14 protein-coding genes are annotated in these 14,348 nt (G+C 66.0%); 6 read left to right on the forward strand and 8 right to left on the reverse strand.

All coding sequences use genetic code 11. From position 1 onward, the window contains the following. Position 1: 1 nt before the first annotated feature. The 3 genes from H9639_RS10380 to H9639_RS10390 form a co-directional block, all read right to left on the reverse strand. Positions 2 to 604 carry an NUDIX hydrolase gene (locus H9639_RS10380; protein WP_191808144.1) on the reverse strand — a complete coding sequence of 201 codons (603 nt, stop codon included), beginning with the start codon at positions 602 to 604 and terminating at the stop codon, positions 2 to 4. Between the two features lie 77 nt (positions 605 to 681). After that, positions 682 to 1,473, reverse strand: coding sequence for an endonuclease III (gene nth, locus H9639_RS10385; RefSeq protein ID WP_191808012.1), 792 nt, complete (start codon positions 1,471 to 1,473; stop codon positions 682 to 684). Between the two features lie 77 nt (positions 1,474 to 1,550). After that, the gene (locus H9639_RS10390; protein WP_191808013.1) at positions 1,551 to 2,873 is read right to left on the reverse strand and encodes a hypothetical protein; all 1,323 of its coding nucleotides are present in this window, start codon (positions 2,871 to 2,873) and stop codon (positions 1,551 to 1,553) included. A 321-nt stretch (positions 2,874 to 3,194) separates the two neighbouring features. On the opposite strand from H9639_RS10390, the gene acs reads away from it, so the two are divergent. Further along, a complete protein-coding gene (gene acs, locus H9639_RS10395) occupies positions 3,195 to 5,183 on the forward strand; it encodes an acetate--CoA ligase (protein WP_191808014.1) in 1,989 nt (662 codons plus the stop codon). An 82-nt stretch (positions 5,184 to 5,265) separates the two neighbouring features. Here the strand turns inward: acs and H9639_RS10400 are convergent, their stop codons facing one another. Continuing rightward, positions 5,266 to 5,688: an organic hydroperoxide resistance protein gene (locus H9639_RS10400; RefSeq protein ID WP_191808015.1), complete on the reverse strand. Its 423-nt coding sequence runs from the start codon at positions 5,686 to 5,688 to the stop codon at positions 5,266 to 5,268. A gap of 114 nt (positions 5,689 to 5,802) precedes the next feature. On the opposite strand from H9639_RS10400, the gene H9639_RS10405 reads away from it, so the two are divergent. The 3 genes from H9639_RS10405 (at position 5,803) to aroQ (ending at position 8,320) form a co-directional block, all read left to right on the forward strand. After that, complete coding sequence (locus tag H9639_RS10405) at positions 5,803 to 6,390, forward strand: TetR/AcrR family transcriptional regulator (RefSeq protein ID WP_191808016.1); 588 nt, start codon at positions 5,803 to 5,805, stop codon at positions 6,388 to 6,390. Between the two features lie 128 nt (positions 6,391 to 6,518). Then, the gene (locus H9639_RS10410; RefSeq protein ID WP_318242056.1) at positions 6,519 to 7,847 is read left to right on the forward strand and encodes an MFS transporter; all 1,329 of its coding nucleotides are present in this window, start codon (positions 6,519 to 6,521) and stop codon (positions 7,845 to 7,847) included. 8 nt (positions 7,848 to 7,855) lie between these two features. Beyond that, positions 7,856 to 8,320 carry a type II 3-dehydroquinate dehydratase gene (gene aroQ / locus H9639_RS10415; protein WP_191808017.1) on the forward strand — a complete coding sequence of 155 codons (465 nt, stop codon included), beginning with the start codon at positions 7,856 to 7,858 and terminating at the stop codon, positions 8,318 to 8,320. A 24-nt stretch (positions 8,321 to 8,344) separates the two neighbouring features. Here aroQ and H9639_RS10420 read toward each other — a convergent pair whose 3' ends face one another. Beyond that, positions 8,345 to 9,526, reverse strand: a complete 1,182-nt coding sequence (locus H9639_RS10420; RefSeq protein WP_191808018.1) for a MarP family serine protease — start codon at positions 9,524 to 9,526, stop codon at positions 8,345 to 8,347. Between the two features lie 219 nt (positions 9,527 to 9,745). Between H9639_RS10420 and H9639_RS10425 the strand changes: the two genes are divergently transcribed. Further along, entirely contained in the window at positions 9,746 to 10,423 is a 678-nt protein-coding gene (locus H9639_RS10425; protein WP_055239104.1) for a Crp/Fnr family transcriptional regulator, read from the forward strand. A gap of 91 nt (positions 10,424 to 10,514) precedes the next feature. Here H9639_RS10425 and H9639_RS10430 read toward each other — a convergent pair whose 3' ends face one another. From H9639_RS10430 to H9639_RS10440, 3 genes are read right to left on the reverse strand one after another with little or no spacing between them, the layout of a single operon-like run. Continuing rightward, a complete protein-coding gene (locus tag H9639_RS10430; protein ID WP_191808019.1) occupies positions 10,515 to 11,426 on the reverse strand; it encodes an NUDIX hydrolase in 912 nt (303 codons plus the stop codon). Beyond that, positions 11,419 to 11,901: a RidA family protein gene (locus H9639_RS10435; protein WP_191808020.1), complete on the reverse strand. Its 483-nt coding sequence runs from the start codon at positions 11,899 to 11,901 to the stop codon at positions 11,419 to 11,421. The genes H9639_RS10430 and H9639_RS10435 overlap by 8 nt, the downstream gene beginning before the upstream one ends. Continuing rightward, positions 11,901 to 12,056 (reverse strand): DUF4177 domain-containing protein, encoded by a 156-nt coding sequence (locus H9639_RS10440; protein ID WP_151723881.1) that lies wholly within the window; start codon positions 12,054 to 12,056, stop codon positions 11,901 to 11,903. The genes H9639_RS10435 and H9639_RS10440 overlap by 1 nt, the downstream gene beginning before the upstream one ends. 37 nt (positions 12,057 to 12,093) lie before the next feature. On the opposite strand from H9639_RS10440, the gene H9639_RS10445 reads away from it, so the two are divergent. Then, positions 12,094 to 14,346, forward strand: coding sequence for a transglycosylase domain-containing protein (locus H9639_RS10445; RefSeq protein WP_225219458.1), 2,253 nt, complete (start codon positions 12,094 to 12,096; stop codon positions 14,344 to 14,346). Positions 14,347 to 14,348 lie beyond the last annotated feature (2 nt).

The following is a 14,348-nucleotide window of genomic DNA, read 5'->3' on the forward strand; positions in this document are numbered from 1 at the left end:
GCTAGACCTCAGGCACCATTTCCTGCGAGCTGTCCCAGGGCAGGGTCCAGCCCAGCTGATTGAACAGGCTGTCGAGGATCAGCGCTGTAAAGCCCCAGACCACTACCCCGTTCACCAGGAACGCCGGGCCGCGGTGCACCTGCCCCCCGCGTGCCACCACCGTGGTGCGCCGGTTCTCCGGGTTAAGCAGGTCCGCCACCGGAACCCGGAAGACGGAGGCCGATTCAGCTTTGTCCACCACATCCACCGGAGTCGGCCGGTCCCACCAGCCCAGGACCGGCGTAACCAGGAAGTTACTCACCGGCAGGCCAACCTGCGGCAGCGTGCCGAGCACCCGGACACCGGTTGGGTCCAGTCCTGTCTCCTCGGTGGCTTCCCGCAGCGCTGCCGCCACCGGACCGTCGTCGGCTTCGTCCACGCCTCCGCCGGGAAACGCGATCTGCCCGGGGTGGGAGTTGAGCGTGGCCGCCCGTTCCACGAACAGCAGATCAAGGTCATCGGGCACCGCAGTGCCATGGAAATCCGCCGGATTCTCGTCCAGCACACCAAACAGGATCAGGACAGCAGCCTGCCGGGCGCGGGCCGGATCAACCGCGCGGGTCATAAAACGAAGATCCGCGCTGAAGCTCTCCTGCCTCTCCGTCACCAGCGCGCCGAAGGCTTCGAGCTGGGCCTGCGCGCTCACGCTTCGAGGCCGTAACCGGCGGCGCGCAGCTCAGCCCGCGTCTCCGAGGCCATCATCCGGGCCAGCAGTTCTTCCCGCCCGGGTGCCAGCTCATACTTGAGCAGCTTCCGTGCCTTGTCCGGATCGGTCTCGCCTTCGCCGAACGACGGGCACAGCTGCGCGACGGCGCAGACGCCGCAGGCCGGTTTTTTGGCGTGGCACACCCGGCGCCCGTGGAACACGACCCGGTTGGACAGCGGCGTCCAGTCCTTGGGTTCAAAGAGCTCCGCCACGTCCTGTTCAACCTTCACCGGGTCCTTGGACGTGGTCCAGCCGAACCGCCTGGAAAGCCGCAGGAAATGGGTGTCTACGGTGATCCCGGGCACCCCGAAGGCGTTGCCCAGCACCACGTTGGCGGTTTTGCGGCCCACGCCGGCCAGCTTGACCAGGTCCTCGAGCTTGTCGGGGACCTCGCCGTCGTAATCATCGACGATCTGGGTAGCCAGCTTTTTGATGGCCGCGGACTTGGCCCGGAAGAACCCCGTGGGCCGGATCAGTTCCTGCAGCTCGGCCTCGTCCGCTTCTGCCAGTGCCTTCGCGTTGGGGTACCTGGCGAAGAGGACAGGGGTGACGGCGTTGACCCGGACGTCGGTGGTCTGGGCTGAGAGCACCGTGGCGATGAGCAGTTCGAAGGCGTTCGTGAAGTCCAGCTCGGCGACCGCGTAGGGGTAGAGCTCCCCCAGCAGCCGGTTGATTTTCCGGGCCCGGCGTTTCAGGGCCAGCAGGGAGGCATCGTTGCCGGTTGCCATGGAGTTCGTATCCTTCACAGTCAGCGATGCCCCGGCGGGCCCCCGTTCTGGAGGGCCCGCCGGGGCATCGACAAGGTTTAGTGTCCGGAGTTGTCGTCGCTGACGCGCTCGATGTTGGAGAGGTCCCGCAGTACACCGATACGGCCGGTGCGCTTGTCCTGGACCAGGAATTCGTGCCCGCGGTCTTCAAGCCCCAGTTCCCAGTCACCCGGGTAGAACATAAACAGCGGCAGGCCCGTGCGCTCGTCAACAATCTGGCGCGGCGTTCCGACGGCGAACCAGAAGGCCTCCACCACGTTCTCGTTGTCTTCCCGGGTGGCGGAAATGGACTCCTGTGCCTGCGTGGCAGGCTGGCTGGCCGACGACGGCGTGCCGGGCGCCACGGCCGGGTTCACGGTGGTGGCGGGCAGGGAATGTTCTTCTGCGGGCGCCTGCGTTCCAGCTGCAGGTGCGGGCGAGGAAGCGGCTGACGGCGATGCCGCCGCCTGGGCGCCGGAGCCCGCTGCGGAGGCACCCGCCGCGCCTGCTCCGGCTGAGTACGCCGCGCCGGAATCACCGGCAGTCCCCGCAGCCGCACCGGCCGCGCCGGCGGACAGACCGGCGGCACCGGTTCCCGCCGCCTGGGGCTGGTCAGCCCTGGTCTGGGCAGGCTGCCCGGTGTTGGTGCGGTCCTGCTGCCCAGCGTTGGAAGCGGAACGGCCCTGGTCCGCGCCGGCCGCCTGCGCGGCACCCGTCGGGGCGGCACTGGCTTGGGCGGCACCGGCCGGGTTCCGGCCAAACGTTCCGGCGGCAGCCGGAGCAACCGGCGTTCCGGCGGCCGGGCCCTCGGGCTTGGGCGCCGGGACAGGCTTAGGCGCGCGGTGCAGCGGCAGAGCGTCCCGTGCCGCCGGGTGCGCCGGAATCTCCCTGCGGCCCTGGAACTCCTCCGAGAAGGGCGGGATGTGCGGCGCGAGAGTTGTTGCTGCCACCAGCACCACGGAGCCGATCAGGCCGATCAGGGAGCCAATGCTGAAGACGTAGACCAGCTGCAGGAAGAAGAAGATGACCGCCAGAACGGCGATCACGGAAGCGAACTGATCCACGGACAGCGAGCCCACCCGCAGCTTCATGTCCGGAGCGAGCCGCCGGGCAAGGAACAGGCCCGCGGTGACCAGGGGCATGATGATGCCGATGCCAACGTAGAAAAGGCTGAAGGCAGTCCACAGGTTCAGGCCGCTGCCGATGGTGAAGGGCAGCAGGCTGCCCACCAGCATCACCAGGACGGCTGAACCCACCACAATGTCACGCAGCCCGAACGGACCGGCAAGTGCGTGCTGCCGGTTTCCCTCCGCCGAAGCCTGCCGCGGCGCCGGCGCGTTCGCGTCTGTGCTGGCCTCGTTCTCGACATGGGGATGGTTCATTCTGGTCTCCGTTCCGACAGCAGCCAACCGGAAGGCGGGTGCGCCGACCGTGCAGGACACCGCATGCGCAGGGCCACAAGCGGATTGCTTTCAATGACAGCCTAGTCAAAGCCAGCAGGACAGACTACCCGGACCACCTCTTCGGCAGCCTGCAGAAGCTACCGTTTACCGCATAATTACCCCACTTGACGCAGCCCGATGTGAGCGGTGCCACAACCTCGTTCTTCCGGCGTTAGGGTTAGGACAACATCCGAATAACCCCCGCCGGCCGGGCGCCAGCCCGGCCCAAGGCCGGGTTCGAGCCAATCGAAAGGGTCCGCGATGTCTGATCAGCAACCGGTCAAACAGCATGGTGACGCGCTGGAGAACCTGTACCATGAGCACCGCAGTTTTCCGCCCAGCGCAGAATTTTCCGCCGCCGCAGTGGCACAGCCTGAACTGTATAAGGAGGCTGCCGCCGAAGGCCCGGACTTCTGGGCCAAGCAGGCACGGCAGCTGCTCTCCTGGGACGAGGATTTCACCCAGACCCTGGACTGGACTGACGCCCCGTTCGCCAAATGGTTTGTGGGCGGAAAACTCAATGCCTCCTACAACGCCCTGGACCGCCATGTCGAGGAAGGCCGCGGCGACCGCGTTGCCATCTACTTCGAGGGCGAGCCCGGCGACACCCGCACCTACACCTACGCCCAGCTCACCGAAGAGGTGAAGAGGGCGGCCAACGCTTTCGAATCCCTCGGCGTAAGCAAGGGCGACCGGGTGGCCGTCTATCTGCCGATGATCCCCGAAGCTGTCATCACCATGCTGGCCTGCGCCCGGATCGGCGCAGTCCACTCCGTGGTCTTTGGCGGCTTCTCCGCCGATGCCCTGCGCAGCCGGATCGACGACGCCGAGGCCAAGCTGGTTGTTACGGCCGACGGCTCCTACCGCCGCGGCAAGCCGAGCCTGCTGAAACCTGCGGTGGACGAATCCCTGCAGAAGGACGGACACACGGTAGGCCACGTCGTCGTCGTCAAGCGCAACGGTGAGCCGGTGCAGTGGACCGAGGGGCGCGATGTGTGGTGGGACGACGTCGTCTCCTCCGCGAGCGCCGAGCATACCCCCGTGCCGCATGATTCCGAGCACCCGCTGTTCATCCTCTACACCTCCGGCACCACCGGAAAGCCCAAGGGCATCCTGCACACCACCGGCGGCTACCTGACGCAGACCGCGTTCACCCACCGGGCCACCTTCGACCTCAAGCCGGAGAGCGACGTGTACTGGTGCACGGCGGACATCGGCTGGGTCACCGGCCACAGCTACGTCACGTACGCCCCGCTGATCAACGGCGCCACCCAGCTGATGTACGAGGGCACCCCGGACACCCCGCACCAGGGCCGCTGGTGGGAACTGGTGGAGAAGTACAAGGTCAGCATCCTCTACACGGCGCCGACGGCGATCCGCACGTGCATGAAGTGGGGCCGGGACATTCCGCAGAAGTTCAATCTGGATTCCATCCGCGTGCTGGGCAGTGTGGGCGAGCCCATCAACCCCGAAGCCTGGATGTGGTACCGCACCGTCATTGGCGGCAACGGCGGCAAGAAGGAAACCCCGGCTCCGATCGTTGACACCTGGTGGCAGACCGAGACCGGCGCCCACATGATCACTCCGCTGCCGGGCATCACGGCCACCAAGCCCGGCTCCGCCCAGGTTGCCGTTCCGGGCATCTCGGTGGACGTGGTGGATGAGATGGGCGAGTCAGTGCCGAACGGCTCCGGTGGTTTCCTGGTGGTCCGCGAACCATGGCCCGCCATGCTGCGCGGCATCTGGGGGGATCCGGAGCGGTTCAAGGAAACCTACTGGTCCCGTTTCGACAACATGTACTTCGCCGGTGACGGGGCGAAGAAGGATGAGGACGGCGATATCTGGCTGCTCGGCCGGGTGGACGACGTGATGAACGTGTCCGGCCACCGCCTCTCCACCACGGAAATTGAATCCGCCCTTGTCAGCCATCCCTCGGTGGCGGAGGCCGCCGTCGTCGGCGCGACTGACGAAACCACCGGCGAAGCCGTGGTGGCGTTCGTTATCCTGCGCGGCAGTGCCAAGGACGACGACGATATTGTCACTACCCTGCGTAACCACGTGGGCAAGGAGATCGGCCCGATCGCCAAGCCGCGGCACATTCTGGTGGTCCCGGAGCTGCCCAAGACCCGTTCCGGCAAGATCATGCGGCGTCTGCTCAAGGATGTGGCCGAAGGCCGCGAACCGGGCGATTCGAGCACGCTGGCGGACAACACGGTGATGTCCCAGATCGCGGAGTCGCTGCGTAAGTAGTCTCCGCCCTGCGCCCCAAAAGAACGGTGCCCTCTTCCCGGCCGGGAAGGGGGCACCGTTGCGTTGTGGATGGAAAGGCCGGTCAGCCGACGACGGCGTCCACCTCCACCTCGATGTTTCCCCGGGTGGCGTTGGAATAGGGGCATACCTGGTGGGCTTCCTCAACGAGCTTGTCTGCCATGGCCTGCTCCACGCCGGACATCTCAGCGTGCAGGGCCACGGCGAGCTGGAACCCGCCTTCCTCAGTGGGGTTGATGCTCACCTCGGCGGTCACGGCGCTGTCACTGATGGTTACCTTGGCGCGGCGGGCGACCAGCTTCAGCGCGGAGTGGAAGCATGCGGCGTAGCCGACGGCGAACAGCTGCTCCGGGTTGGTTGCACCTCCTGCACCGCCCATTTCCTTCGGAACGGTCAGGTCCACCTCGAGCAGCCCGTCACTGGTGCGGGCCGCGCCGTCCCGGCCCTCGCCGGTGGCGGTGGCAACTGCTGTGTAAAGGGCGCTCATGGAAACTCCTCAGGTCGGAAAATGGCTTGTGCGAGGACGGGATTATCCGCCGCTCACCAAGTAGACTAACTAGTACGTCTACTTAACGCCAATGATCCGCAGGAGGCTCCATCCATGGCACCCGAGATTCCCTCAAGGGCCCGGCCCATCCGGGACCGCCTCCTGGACGCCGCCGGCAGCCTGTTCTACCGCGAAGGCATCCGGGCCGTCAGCGCCGACAAGATCATCGCGGCGGCAGGCACCACCAAGGTGACCTTTTACCGGTACTTCCCCACGAAGGATGACCTGGTGGCCGCCTACCTTGATGAGCAGTCCCGGAGAATCCGCGAGGCCGCCGGGCTGCTGCCGGAAGACCCCTGCGAGGCATTGACCGCCCTGGCGGCCGCCATGGGTCAAGAAGCCTGCCGCCCGGGTTTCCGCGGCTGCCCGTTTATCAACGCCGCCGCGGAATACCCGGATCCCCGGCATCCGGTACGGGCCGCCGTTGACCGGCACCGCACCTGGTTCCACGCCCTGGTGACATCACTGGTGGCTGCCCTCGGCGCCGCGGAGCCGGAAGCCGCCGCCGACCAGCTGTTGATGCTGCGCGACGGCGCCATGGTGCACGGGTACGTCTCGGAGCCCGGCAGTGTGGGAGCCGGCATGCTCCAGGCAGGCCGGGCCGTCCTGCAGCTTCACGTCCGGCCGGGAAGCACCGGCTAGGAACTGCTTCGGCCGGATCGCCGCAGGTCAGAGTGGGGGCCGACGGCGAAACGCCACCACTGCAACCCAGCGTGATCTTGGGCTCATCGAGTGGCAAAAGCGCGGAGCAGGTAGCACAATCAGGATTTGTGTCTACTACCCCCACAGCTGTGAATCCCGCCCAGCGTTCGCGGATGGCCCGCCGGGTCGCCGGAGCCTCGTTCGTCGGAACCGCCCTGGAATCCTACGACTTCTACGTCTTCGGCACCGCCGCCGCACTGATCCTGAACCGCGTGTTCTTCCCGGACGTGGACCCGCTGACCGGCACCCTTCTGGCCTTCCTGTCCCTGGGCATGGGCTTTATTGCCCGGCCGCTGGGTGCCGTGCTGTTCGGGCACATCGGTGACCGGATCGGGCGGAAGAAGTCCTTGATTTACACCATCGTCCTGATGGGTGTGGCCACCGGTGTGATCGGTTTGCTGCCGGACTACAACACCGTCGGAGTCTGGGCGCCGATCCTGCTGGTGGCCCTGCGCCTGCTGCAGGGCCTGGCCGTCGGCGGTGAATGGGGCGGCGCCGTCCTGATCGCCAGCGAGCACGCCGAACCTAAGAAACGGGCCCTCTTCGCCGCGATCCCGCAGATCGGGTCTCCGGTCGGCACCATCATGGTCACCGCAACGTTCCTGATCCTCACCCAGGTCTCCCCCGAAGCCATGGAAGCCGGCGTCTGGCGCATCCCGTTCCTGCTGGCCTTCCCCTTTATGGCGGTGGCGCTGTATCTCCGCCTGGCCATCGATGAGACCCCTGTCTTCAAGGACGTCGCTGAACACCACCAGGTGGCCCGGGTGCCGGTCCTCGAGGTGCTCCGCACCCAGCGTGCCGCCGTCGTCATCGCGATGTCCGCTGCGCTGCTGGGCATTGGCTCCTACTTCCTGATGACCACCTACACGCAGGCCTACGGTGTGTCGGAGCTGGGCCTGTCAGAATCCACGGTCCTGAACGCCGCGCTGGTGGGCTCGATTCTGCAGCTGGCCACTATTCCGGCCTTCGGCTGGCTCGCCACCAGGATCGGCTCGGCAAAGGTGGTGGCAGCGGGCGCCGCCTGCACCCTGCTGATTTCCTTCCCGCTGTATTACCTGATCAGCATCGCCAACCAGCCGGTCTACATTCTCACCATCCTGATCGGCGGGATTTTCCCGACGGCGGCCTGGGCGGCGCTGGGCGGGCTGATGGCGGATCTATTCCCGGCACGCACCGGGGTGACCGCCATGTCCCTGGCGTACAGCTTTGCGGGAATTCTGGCGGGGTTCACCCCGGCGGTCACCCAGCTCTTCTCCGATATGACCGGGGCGGCCTGGTGGCATCCCGGCGCGGTGCTGGCGCTGATGTCGCTGATCACCGTCGGCGGCGCACTGGCCGCCGGACGGCTGGCACGCCAGCGTGCCCGGTCGGAAGCCGGAACCCCGGTTGCGGCATAGTTGATCCCATGACTACTGAACGCACCCGCAACCTCCTGGTCCTGAACGGCCCGAACCTGAACCTGCTGGGCACCCGCGAGCCGGCCGTCTACGGCACCGGCACCCTCGACGACGTCGAAGCCGCCGCTCTGGCCGCTGCCCAGGCCCATGGCTGGACCGTGGACTGCATCCAGTCCAACCACGAGGGCGATCTCATCGATGCGATCCATGGAGCTCCCGGGCTTGCTGACGCCATCATTATCAATCCGGCCGCGTACAGCCATACTTCCGTGGCCCTGCGGGACGCCTTCTCCGGCGTGGGCCTGCCCGTGGTGGAGGTGCACTTGAGCAACATCCACAAGCGGGAGGAGTTCCGCCACCACTCGTATATCTCTGCGGTGGCTGAAGTTGTGATCTGCGGGGCCGGAATTGCCGGCTACCGGATGGCCGTGGATTTCCTCGCGGAGTCACTGGACGCCAAGGCCGGGCAGTAGCAAACCTGCGGCAGCTGCCCGCGGCTACTCACTGATGCATTCGCCGGGCGACACCGGGCTGAGATAGTCCGGCGCCGCTTCGGCGATCGGCGCCAGCTCGGCCAGGGACAGCGCATACCCGATCGGCTGGTCCCCCGTGGTCTTGGCGAACACCACACCAGCCACGCGGCCGTCGATATCCAGCAGCGGCCCGCCGGAATTGCCCTGCTGCACATTGGCCGCCACGGTGTAGACCTCCAGGATCGACGGCGATGTGCCGTAGATGCTGCGGACCGAGACGTCGCCCAGGCTCTGGACCTTGGCCGGCTGCAGGCGGAAGGGGCCGCCTGCCGGATACCCGGCGAAGGCCGCCGTGGTTCCGGTGGGCAGCTCTTCTCCCAGCCGGAGCGGATCAGCGTCCAGGTTCTGGACGGCAATCACCGCAAGATCGCGGGCCGGATCAAAGTGCACCACCTGGCCGGGCCGCACGCCCTTGCCCGGCACCTGCACCACGGGTTCGCTGACCCCGGCCACCACGTGTGCGTTGGTGACCACACGGTCCTCGGCAATAACAAACCCGGAGCCCGTCTGGTTCTGCCCGCATTGGAACGCGGTGCCGGTGATTTTCAGCACGGAGCCGGACGCGGCTGTCAGCGCCTCGGAGCTGATGCCTTCCGACGGTATTTCCGCTGCCTCCGGGACCGCGCCGTCGAAGATCCGGGGCAGACCCTCGGCGAGCGTGAAGGAGCGGACCTGCGCTGTCCAGGTCTTGACCGGCGTCGGCGTGAGCGCCTCAATTGTGGTCAGGACGCGGGAGGAAGCGATCTGCTGGGACAAAAACGGCATGCCCAGCGTGCCGATGCTGAAGGCCAGCATGGACATCACCAGGGCCGCGACCAGTACGTTCAAGGCCCCGCCCAGGATCCGGTCCAGGGCGCGGAGCGGCGGAAAGTTGAACCAGCGGCGGACCCCCGCACCCAGCGCCGCACCGGCGGCATGACCTACCAGGACCAGCACGACGGCGGTGGCGATCACCGCTGCCAGCCGCCAGCCTTCATCAGGCACCCAGCCGGAAACCAGCGGGATGGCAAAGAAGGCGGCAGCGGCGCCGGCGACGAATCCGACGATGCCGCCAAGAGTTACGGCCAGTCCGTTGCGCAGGCCAGAGAGAAGGTAGAAAAGCAGCGCGAGCAGCAGGATGATGTCCAGAACGGTGAGTCCGAGCACAAACAGCTCCCATAGGATGTAATGACGCGTGCGGCTGCCGGCTGAGCCCCTTAATCCACGATTCTAGCGGGCCGCTCCGACGATTCCCCGGCGGTGTTGTGTGGGCCACAGCGCGGCAGGGCTTTTTATCATCCGAGGGCGAACAACGCTATTACGGGTGTCACATGGACGTTCAGTGCGGCAAGATAGTACAAGCGACAACTATTTACAGGAGATTTCATGGATATCGAGGTATTGCGCCGTGCGCCTTTGTTCGCCTCACTGGGAGACGACGTCTTCGCCGCTTTGACCGACGAGCTCACCGAGGTCGATCTTTCGCGCGGGGCCTCCGTCTTCCGCGAGGGCGACCAGGGTGACCAGCTGTATTTCATCGTGTCCGGAAAGATCAAGCTGGGGCGTTCAGCCCCGGACGGCCGCGAGAACCTGCTGGCTATCCTCGGCCCGGGCGAGCTCTTTGGCGAGATGGCCCTTTTTGACCCCAGTCCCCGGACTGCCACGGCTACCGCGGTGTCTGAGACCCGCCTCGCCGGACTGCGGCATGAGAACCTGCGTGCCCTGATCGAGACCCGCCCCGAGGTTTCCGTCCAGCTGCTGCAGGCTCTGGCCCGCCGCCTGCGGCGTACCAACGAGTCCCTGGCGGACCTGGTCTTCTCGGATGTTCCGGGCCGCGTTGCCAAGGCCCTGCTGGATCTTGCCGACCGTTTCGGCCGCCCGGCGACGGACGGCATCCTGGTGGCTCATGAGCTGACCCAGGAAGAGCTGGCCCAGCTGGTCGGCGCGTCCCGCGAGACCGTTAACAAGGCACTCGCGGAGTTCGTCCAGCGCGGCTGGCTGCGGCTCGAAGCCCGCGCCGTCGTCATTCTGGATGTGCAGCGGCTGCGCCAGCGCTCGCGCTAAACCCGCACAGCAGCACAGCAGCACAGAAAAACACAGCGCAGAACGGCACCGTTTCCCGCAGGGAAACGGTGCCGTTGCGTTGCTGGGATGGTTAGCGTCCGCGCTGGCCGGAGCCTTCCGCGGTATCGGTGCCCGTGACCTGCAGAACGTATTTTCCGTCTGCTTCCACCAGCTCCGGCTGGTAAACCGCGGTGGGCCGGCGGTGCGCCAGGTAGGCGATGCAGCCGCGGGCCTTTGCCAGCTTCTCGATCATCAGCAGCACCGCCGGGACGGTGAGCTGCTCCAGGGTCAGGCCGATTGTGTCCGGCTGGCCGACCTCGTCCCCCAGCCCGGTGGTGTTCGCCCGCTCCGCTTCGCGCGCCGCGGCGCACCACTGTCCCCAGATGCCCTTGCCCTCGAGCAGGGACGTGTCCTGTCCGATGGGCTGGACCGCTGCGAAATAACGGGTATCGAAGCGGCGGAGGGCAAAGTCCGCCGTCCGCCAGTTGGAGAGGGGCCGCAGCAGGTCGGTCCGCAGTCCCAGCCCGCGGCGTGCGAGCAGTTCCGGGAAGGACTTCTCCCCGGCAGCGATGCCCACGCGCGCGGCCATCCAGTCCGGACCGCGGTTGCTTTCGAGCAGGGTGGATGAGTCCGGTCCGGCAAGCAGCACCCCGGTCTCTTCGAACAGCTCACGGACCGCGGCCACCACATGCCGCCTGGCCTGCTGGGGATCATCCAGCCCCAGCGCCTTGGCCCAGTCCGAGGGCGACGGACCGTACCAGGCCACCGGGTCGTCGTCGGTTGGTTCCAGGCTCCCGCCGGGAAACGCGATCTTCCCCAGCGGGGACTCGCCGCTGCGGTAGCGCAGGAACGTCTCCGCCCCCACCCGGGAGTCGCGCAGCAGCAGCACCGACGACGCCGGCCGCGGTTTGCGGGGCGTGGTTTCGCCGCGTTCGAACCAGCTTTGTGCAGCCGCCTCCTGCCAGGGAGGCAACTGAAAGTAGCGGGTGGGAAAACTAGGCAAATTCAGCGATCACTTCCACTTCCACGGGAGCATCCAGCGGAAGTACGGCAACGCCGACGGCGGAACGGGCATGGCTTCCCGCCTCGCCGAAGACCTGGGCGAACAGTTCGGAGGCACCGTTAATGACGCCGGGCTGTCCGGTGAAGCCCGGGTCCGACGCCACGAAGCCGACGACCTTGACGATCCGGGTCACCCGGTCGAGATCGCCGATCTGTGCCTTAATGGCGGCAAGGGCGTTCACGGCGCAGCGGGCAGCGTATGCCTTGGCGTCCTCTGCGGAGACTTCCGCACCGACCTTGCCGGCTGCGGGCAGCGCACCGTCAATGAACGGCAGCTGACCCGAGGTGTAGACGTGGTTGCCGGTCACAACCGCCGGAACGTAGGCAGCGACGGGTGCGGCCACGCCGGGCAGGGTCAGGCCCAGTTCAGCCAGGCGGCGCTCGACGGCGGAAACAGCCTCCGGTCCGGCGCTCATTAGGCTTTCTCCCGCTTCATGTAGGCCACGGCTCCGGTGCCGTTAGGGGCCGGGGTGATCTGCACCAGTTCCCAGCCTTCTTCGCCGTGCATGTTCAGGACCGCGCCCGGGGTGTGGAGGGGCAGCGGCGTGATGAAGTATTCCCATTTGCTCATGATCCAAAGACTAGCGTGTGCTTGTAGACTGATCGGCATGGCAGCTCGCAAATCTCCTTTTTTTGACACGGCTACCACGCTGGGCAAAATTGTCGCCTTTTTTGGGGTGAGCACACTGTGCGGTGTACTCGCCGCCGGGCTGCTGGTTCCCGCAGCTGCTGCTGCCGGTACGGCGGCCTCCGGTTCGCTGCAGTTCTTCGACCAGCTGCCGTCGGAACTCCAGCGCGGTGCCCTGGCTCAGCCCTCCAATATCTACGCCAGCGACGGCTCGCTGATCGCCACCCTGTATGAGGAGAACCGGCAGCCGGTCACGCTGGACGAAGTTTCGCCACACATGGTGGACGCGATGCTGGCCATTGAGGACGACCGCTACTACGAGCACGGCGGCGTGGACCTGCAGGGCATTTTCAGCGCCATCGTTTCCAACGTCACTTCCGACCGGACCCGCGGCGCCTCGACGATCACCCAGCAGTACGTGAACAACGTGATCATCGATACCAACCTGCAGGAGGGCGGTGAGGTGGTCTTCAGCGGGCAGAAGACAGTTGGTGACAAGCTGCGCGAGATCAAGCTGGCCATCGCCGTCGAAAAGGAACTCAGCAAGGACGAGATCCTTGAGGGCTACTTCAACATTGTGCCGTTCAGCGGAACCACGTTCGGTGTTCAGGCGGCCTCAAGGTACTTCTTCAACGTCGATGCCAAGGATCTGAGCATCGCGCAGTCCGCACTGCTGGCCGGCGTCGTCAACGGTCCCACCTACTACAGTCCGGAACTGAACCCGGAACGGTCCCTCGAGCGCCGGAACCTGGTGCTGAACGCCATGCTGGACAAGGGCCGCATCACGCAGGAAGAACATGATGCAGCGGTTGCCACCGGCCTGGAACTGAATCTCACCCCCGTACTGAACGGCTGTGTGGGAGCCGAACAGGCACCCTACTTCTGTGACTACGTCAAGCAGCTGGTGCTCAACGACGAGCGCTACGGCGCCACCTACGACGACCGGGATAAGCTGCTGTACCGCGGGGGCCTGAGCATCACCACCACCCTGGACCCGGTGCTGCAGAACGCGGCCCAGACCGCAATCAATGAGACCGCGAACCCGGACACCACCGACGCTGAGATCGGTCACTCCATGGTCAGCGTGGAGCCGCGGACCGGCAACATCAAGGTCATGGCGCAGAACACGCGCTACACCCCGGAACTGGCGGCCGGCAACTCGGTGCAGAACTTTAACGTCGACGTCTATCAGGACGGCGATCCGAATAAGTACCTCGGCGGCCTCGGCGGGTTCCAGCCCGGATCAACCTACAAACCGTTCACCGTTGCAGCCTGGCTGGACGCGGGCAAGACGCTGAACACCACCCTGAACGGCAGCAAACGGACCTACCCGGTGGGTACTCCCTGGAACGCCAGCTGCTACGGCGGAGCGTACATCAGCACCACCGAATGGACGCCCATTAACTACGGCGACACCAATTACAAAACCACCACCGTCATTGACGGCCTGGCCAACTCCCTCAACACCATCACTCTGGCCGAAGCCCGGGAACTGGACCTCTGCAAGTTCCAGGAGATCGCCTTCGCTGCCGGCGTTCACAACGGCAAGGGAGCCTCCGGCGAGCGGGAAATGCTTGAAGTGAATCCGCCCTCCACCTTCGGTGGCGGCGGCGACGCATCCCCGCTGGCCATGGCCACCGGTTTCGCCACGTTTGCCGCTGAAGGCCTCATGTGTGAACCGCGTGCCCTGGTATCCATCAAGACGCCGGAGGGAACCGACCTGCCCGTGCCGGAGCAGGACTGCAAGCAGGTCATGAAGAAGGAAGTGGCCCAGGGCGTCAATATGGCCACCCAGCGCGTGATGACCAACGGATCGGGCATCAACCTGCAGGTCGGCGTTCCGATCGCCGGAAAGACCGGCACCAATGACACCCGGTCGCAGACCTGGTTCATGGGCTACAGCACCGGCCTTTCCACGGCATCCTGGATCGGCAACTGGAAGTCCAACAACACCACCATGTCGGACAAGCTGATCGGCGGCCGGATCTACCCGGAAGTCGACGGCTCGCTGATCGCAGGCCCGTCCTGGAAGAACTTCATCCAGCGCGTCGCCGGGCAGTATGAAGCCAATCCGTTCGCCAATCCGCCGGCCAGCGTCGTTGGCCAGACACCCGCGCCGCCGCGCTCCACCCCGGCACCCAGTAATTCCGGCCCCGGCAACAACAACGGAAACAACAACCAGGGCAACAACAACAACTCCGGGAACAACGGGAACAACCAGGACAACGACTAACC

The sequence above is a fragment of the Arthrobacter gallicola genome, from assembly GCF_014836775.1.
In the GTDB taxonomy this organism is placed as follows: Bacteria; Actinomycetota; Actinomycetes; order Actinomycetales; family Micrococcaceae; genus Arthrobacter_B; species Arthrobacter_B gallicola.

Excerpts from the sequence above, each read along its gene's own strand:
- H9639_RS10380 (WP_191808144.1), bottom strand. The coding sequence starts at position 604 with ATGACCCGCGCGGTTGATCCGGCCCGCGCCCGGCAGGCTGCTGTCCTG.
- nth (WP_191808012.1), bottom strand. The coding sequence starts at position 1,473 with ATGGCAACCGGCAACGATGCCTCCCTGCTGGCCCTGAAACGCCGGGCC.
- H9639_RS10390 (WP_191808013.1), bottom strand. The coding sequence starts at position 2,873 with ATGAACCATCCCCATGTCGAGAACGAGGCCAGCACAGACGCGAACGCG.
- acs (WP_191808014.1), top strand. The coding sequence starts at position 3,195 with ATGTCTGATCAGCAACCGGTCAAACAGCATGGTGACGCGCTGGAGAAC.
- H9639_RS10400 (WP_191808015.1), bottom strand. The coding sequence starts at position 5,688 with ATGAGCGCCCTTTACACAGCAGTTGCCACCGCCACCGGCGAGGGCCGG.
- H9639_RS10405 (WP_191808016.1), top strand. The coding sequence starts at position 5,803 with ATGGCACCCGAGATTCCCTCAAGGGCCCGGCCCATCCGGGACCGCCTC.
- aroQ (WP_191808017.1), top strand. The coding sequence starts at position 7,856 with ATGACTACTGAACGCACCCGCAACCTCCTGGTCCTGAACGGCCCGAAC.
- H9639_RS10425 (WP_055239104.1), top strand. The coding sequence starts at position 9,746 with ATGGATATCGAGGTATTGCGCCGTGCGCCTTTGTTCGCCTCACTGGGA.
- H9639_RS10435 (WP_191808020.1), bottom strand. The coding sequence starts at position 11,901 with ATGAGCGCCGGACCGGAGGCTGTTTCCGCCGTCGAGCGCCGCCTGGCT.
- H9639_RS10440 (WP_151723881.1), bottom strand. The coding sequence starts at position 12,056 with ATGAGCAAATGGGAATACTTCATCACGCCGCTGCCCCTCCACACCCCG.
- H9639_RS10445 (WP_225219458.1), top strand. The coding sequence starts at position 12,094 with ATGGCAGCTCGCAAATCTCCTTTTTTTGACACGGCTACCACGCTGGGC.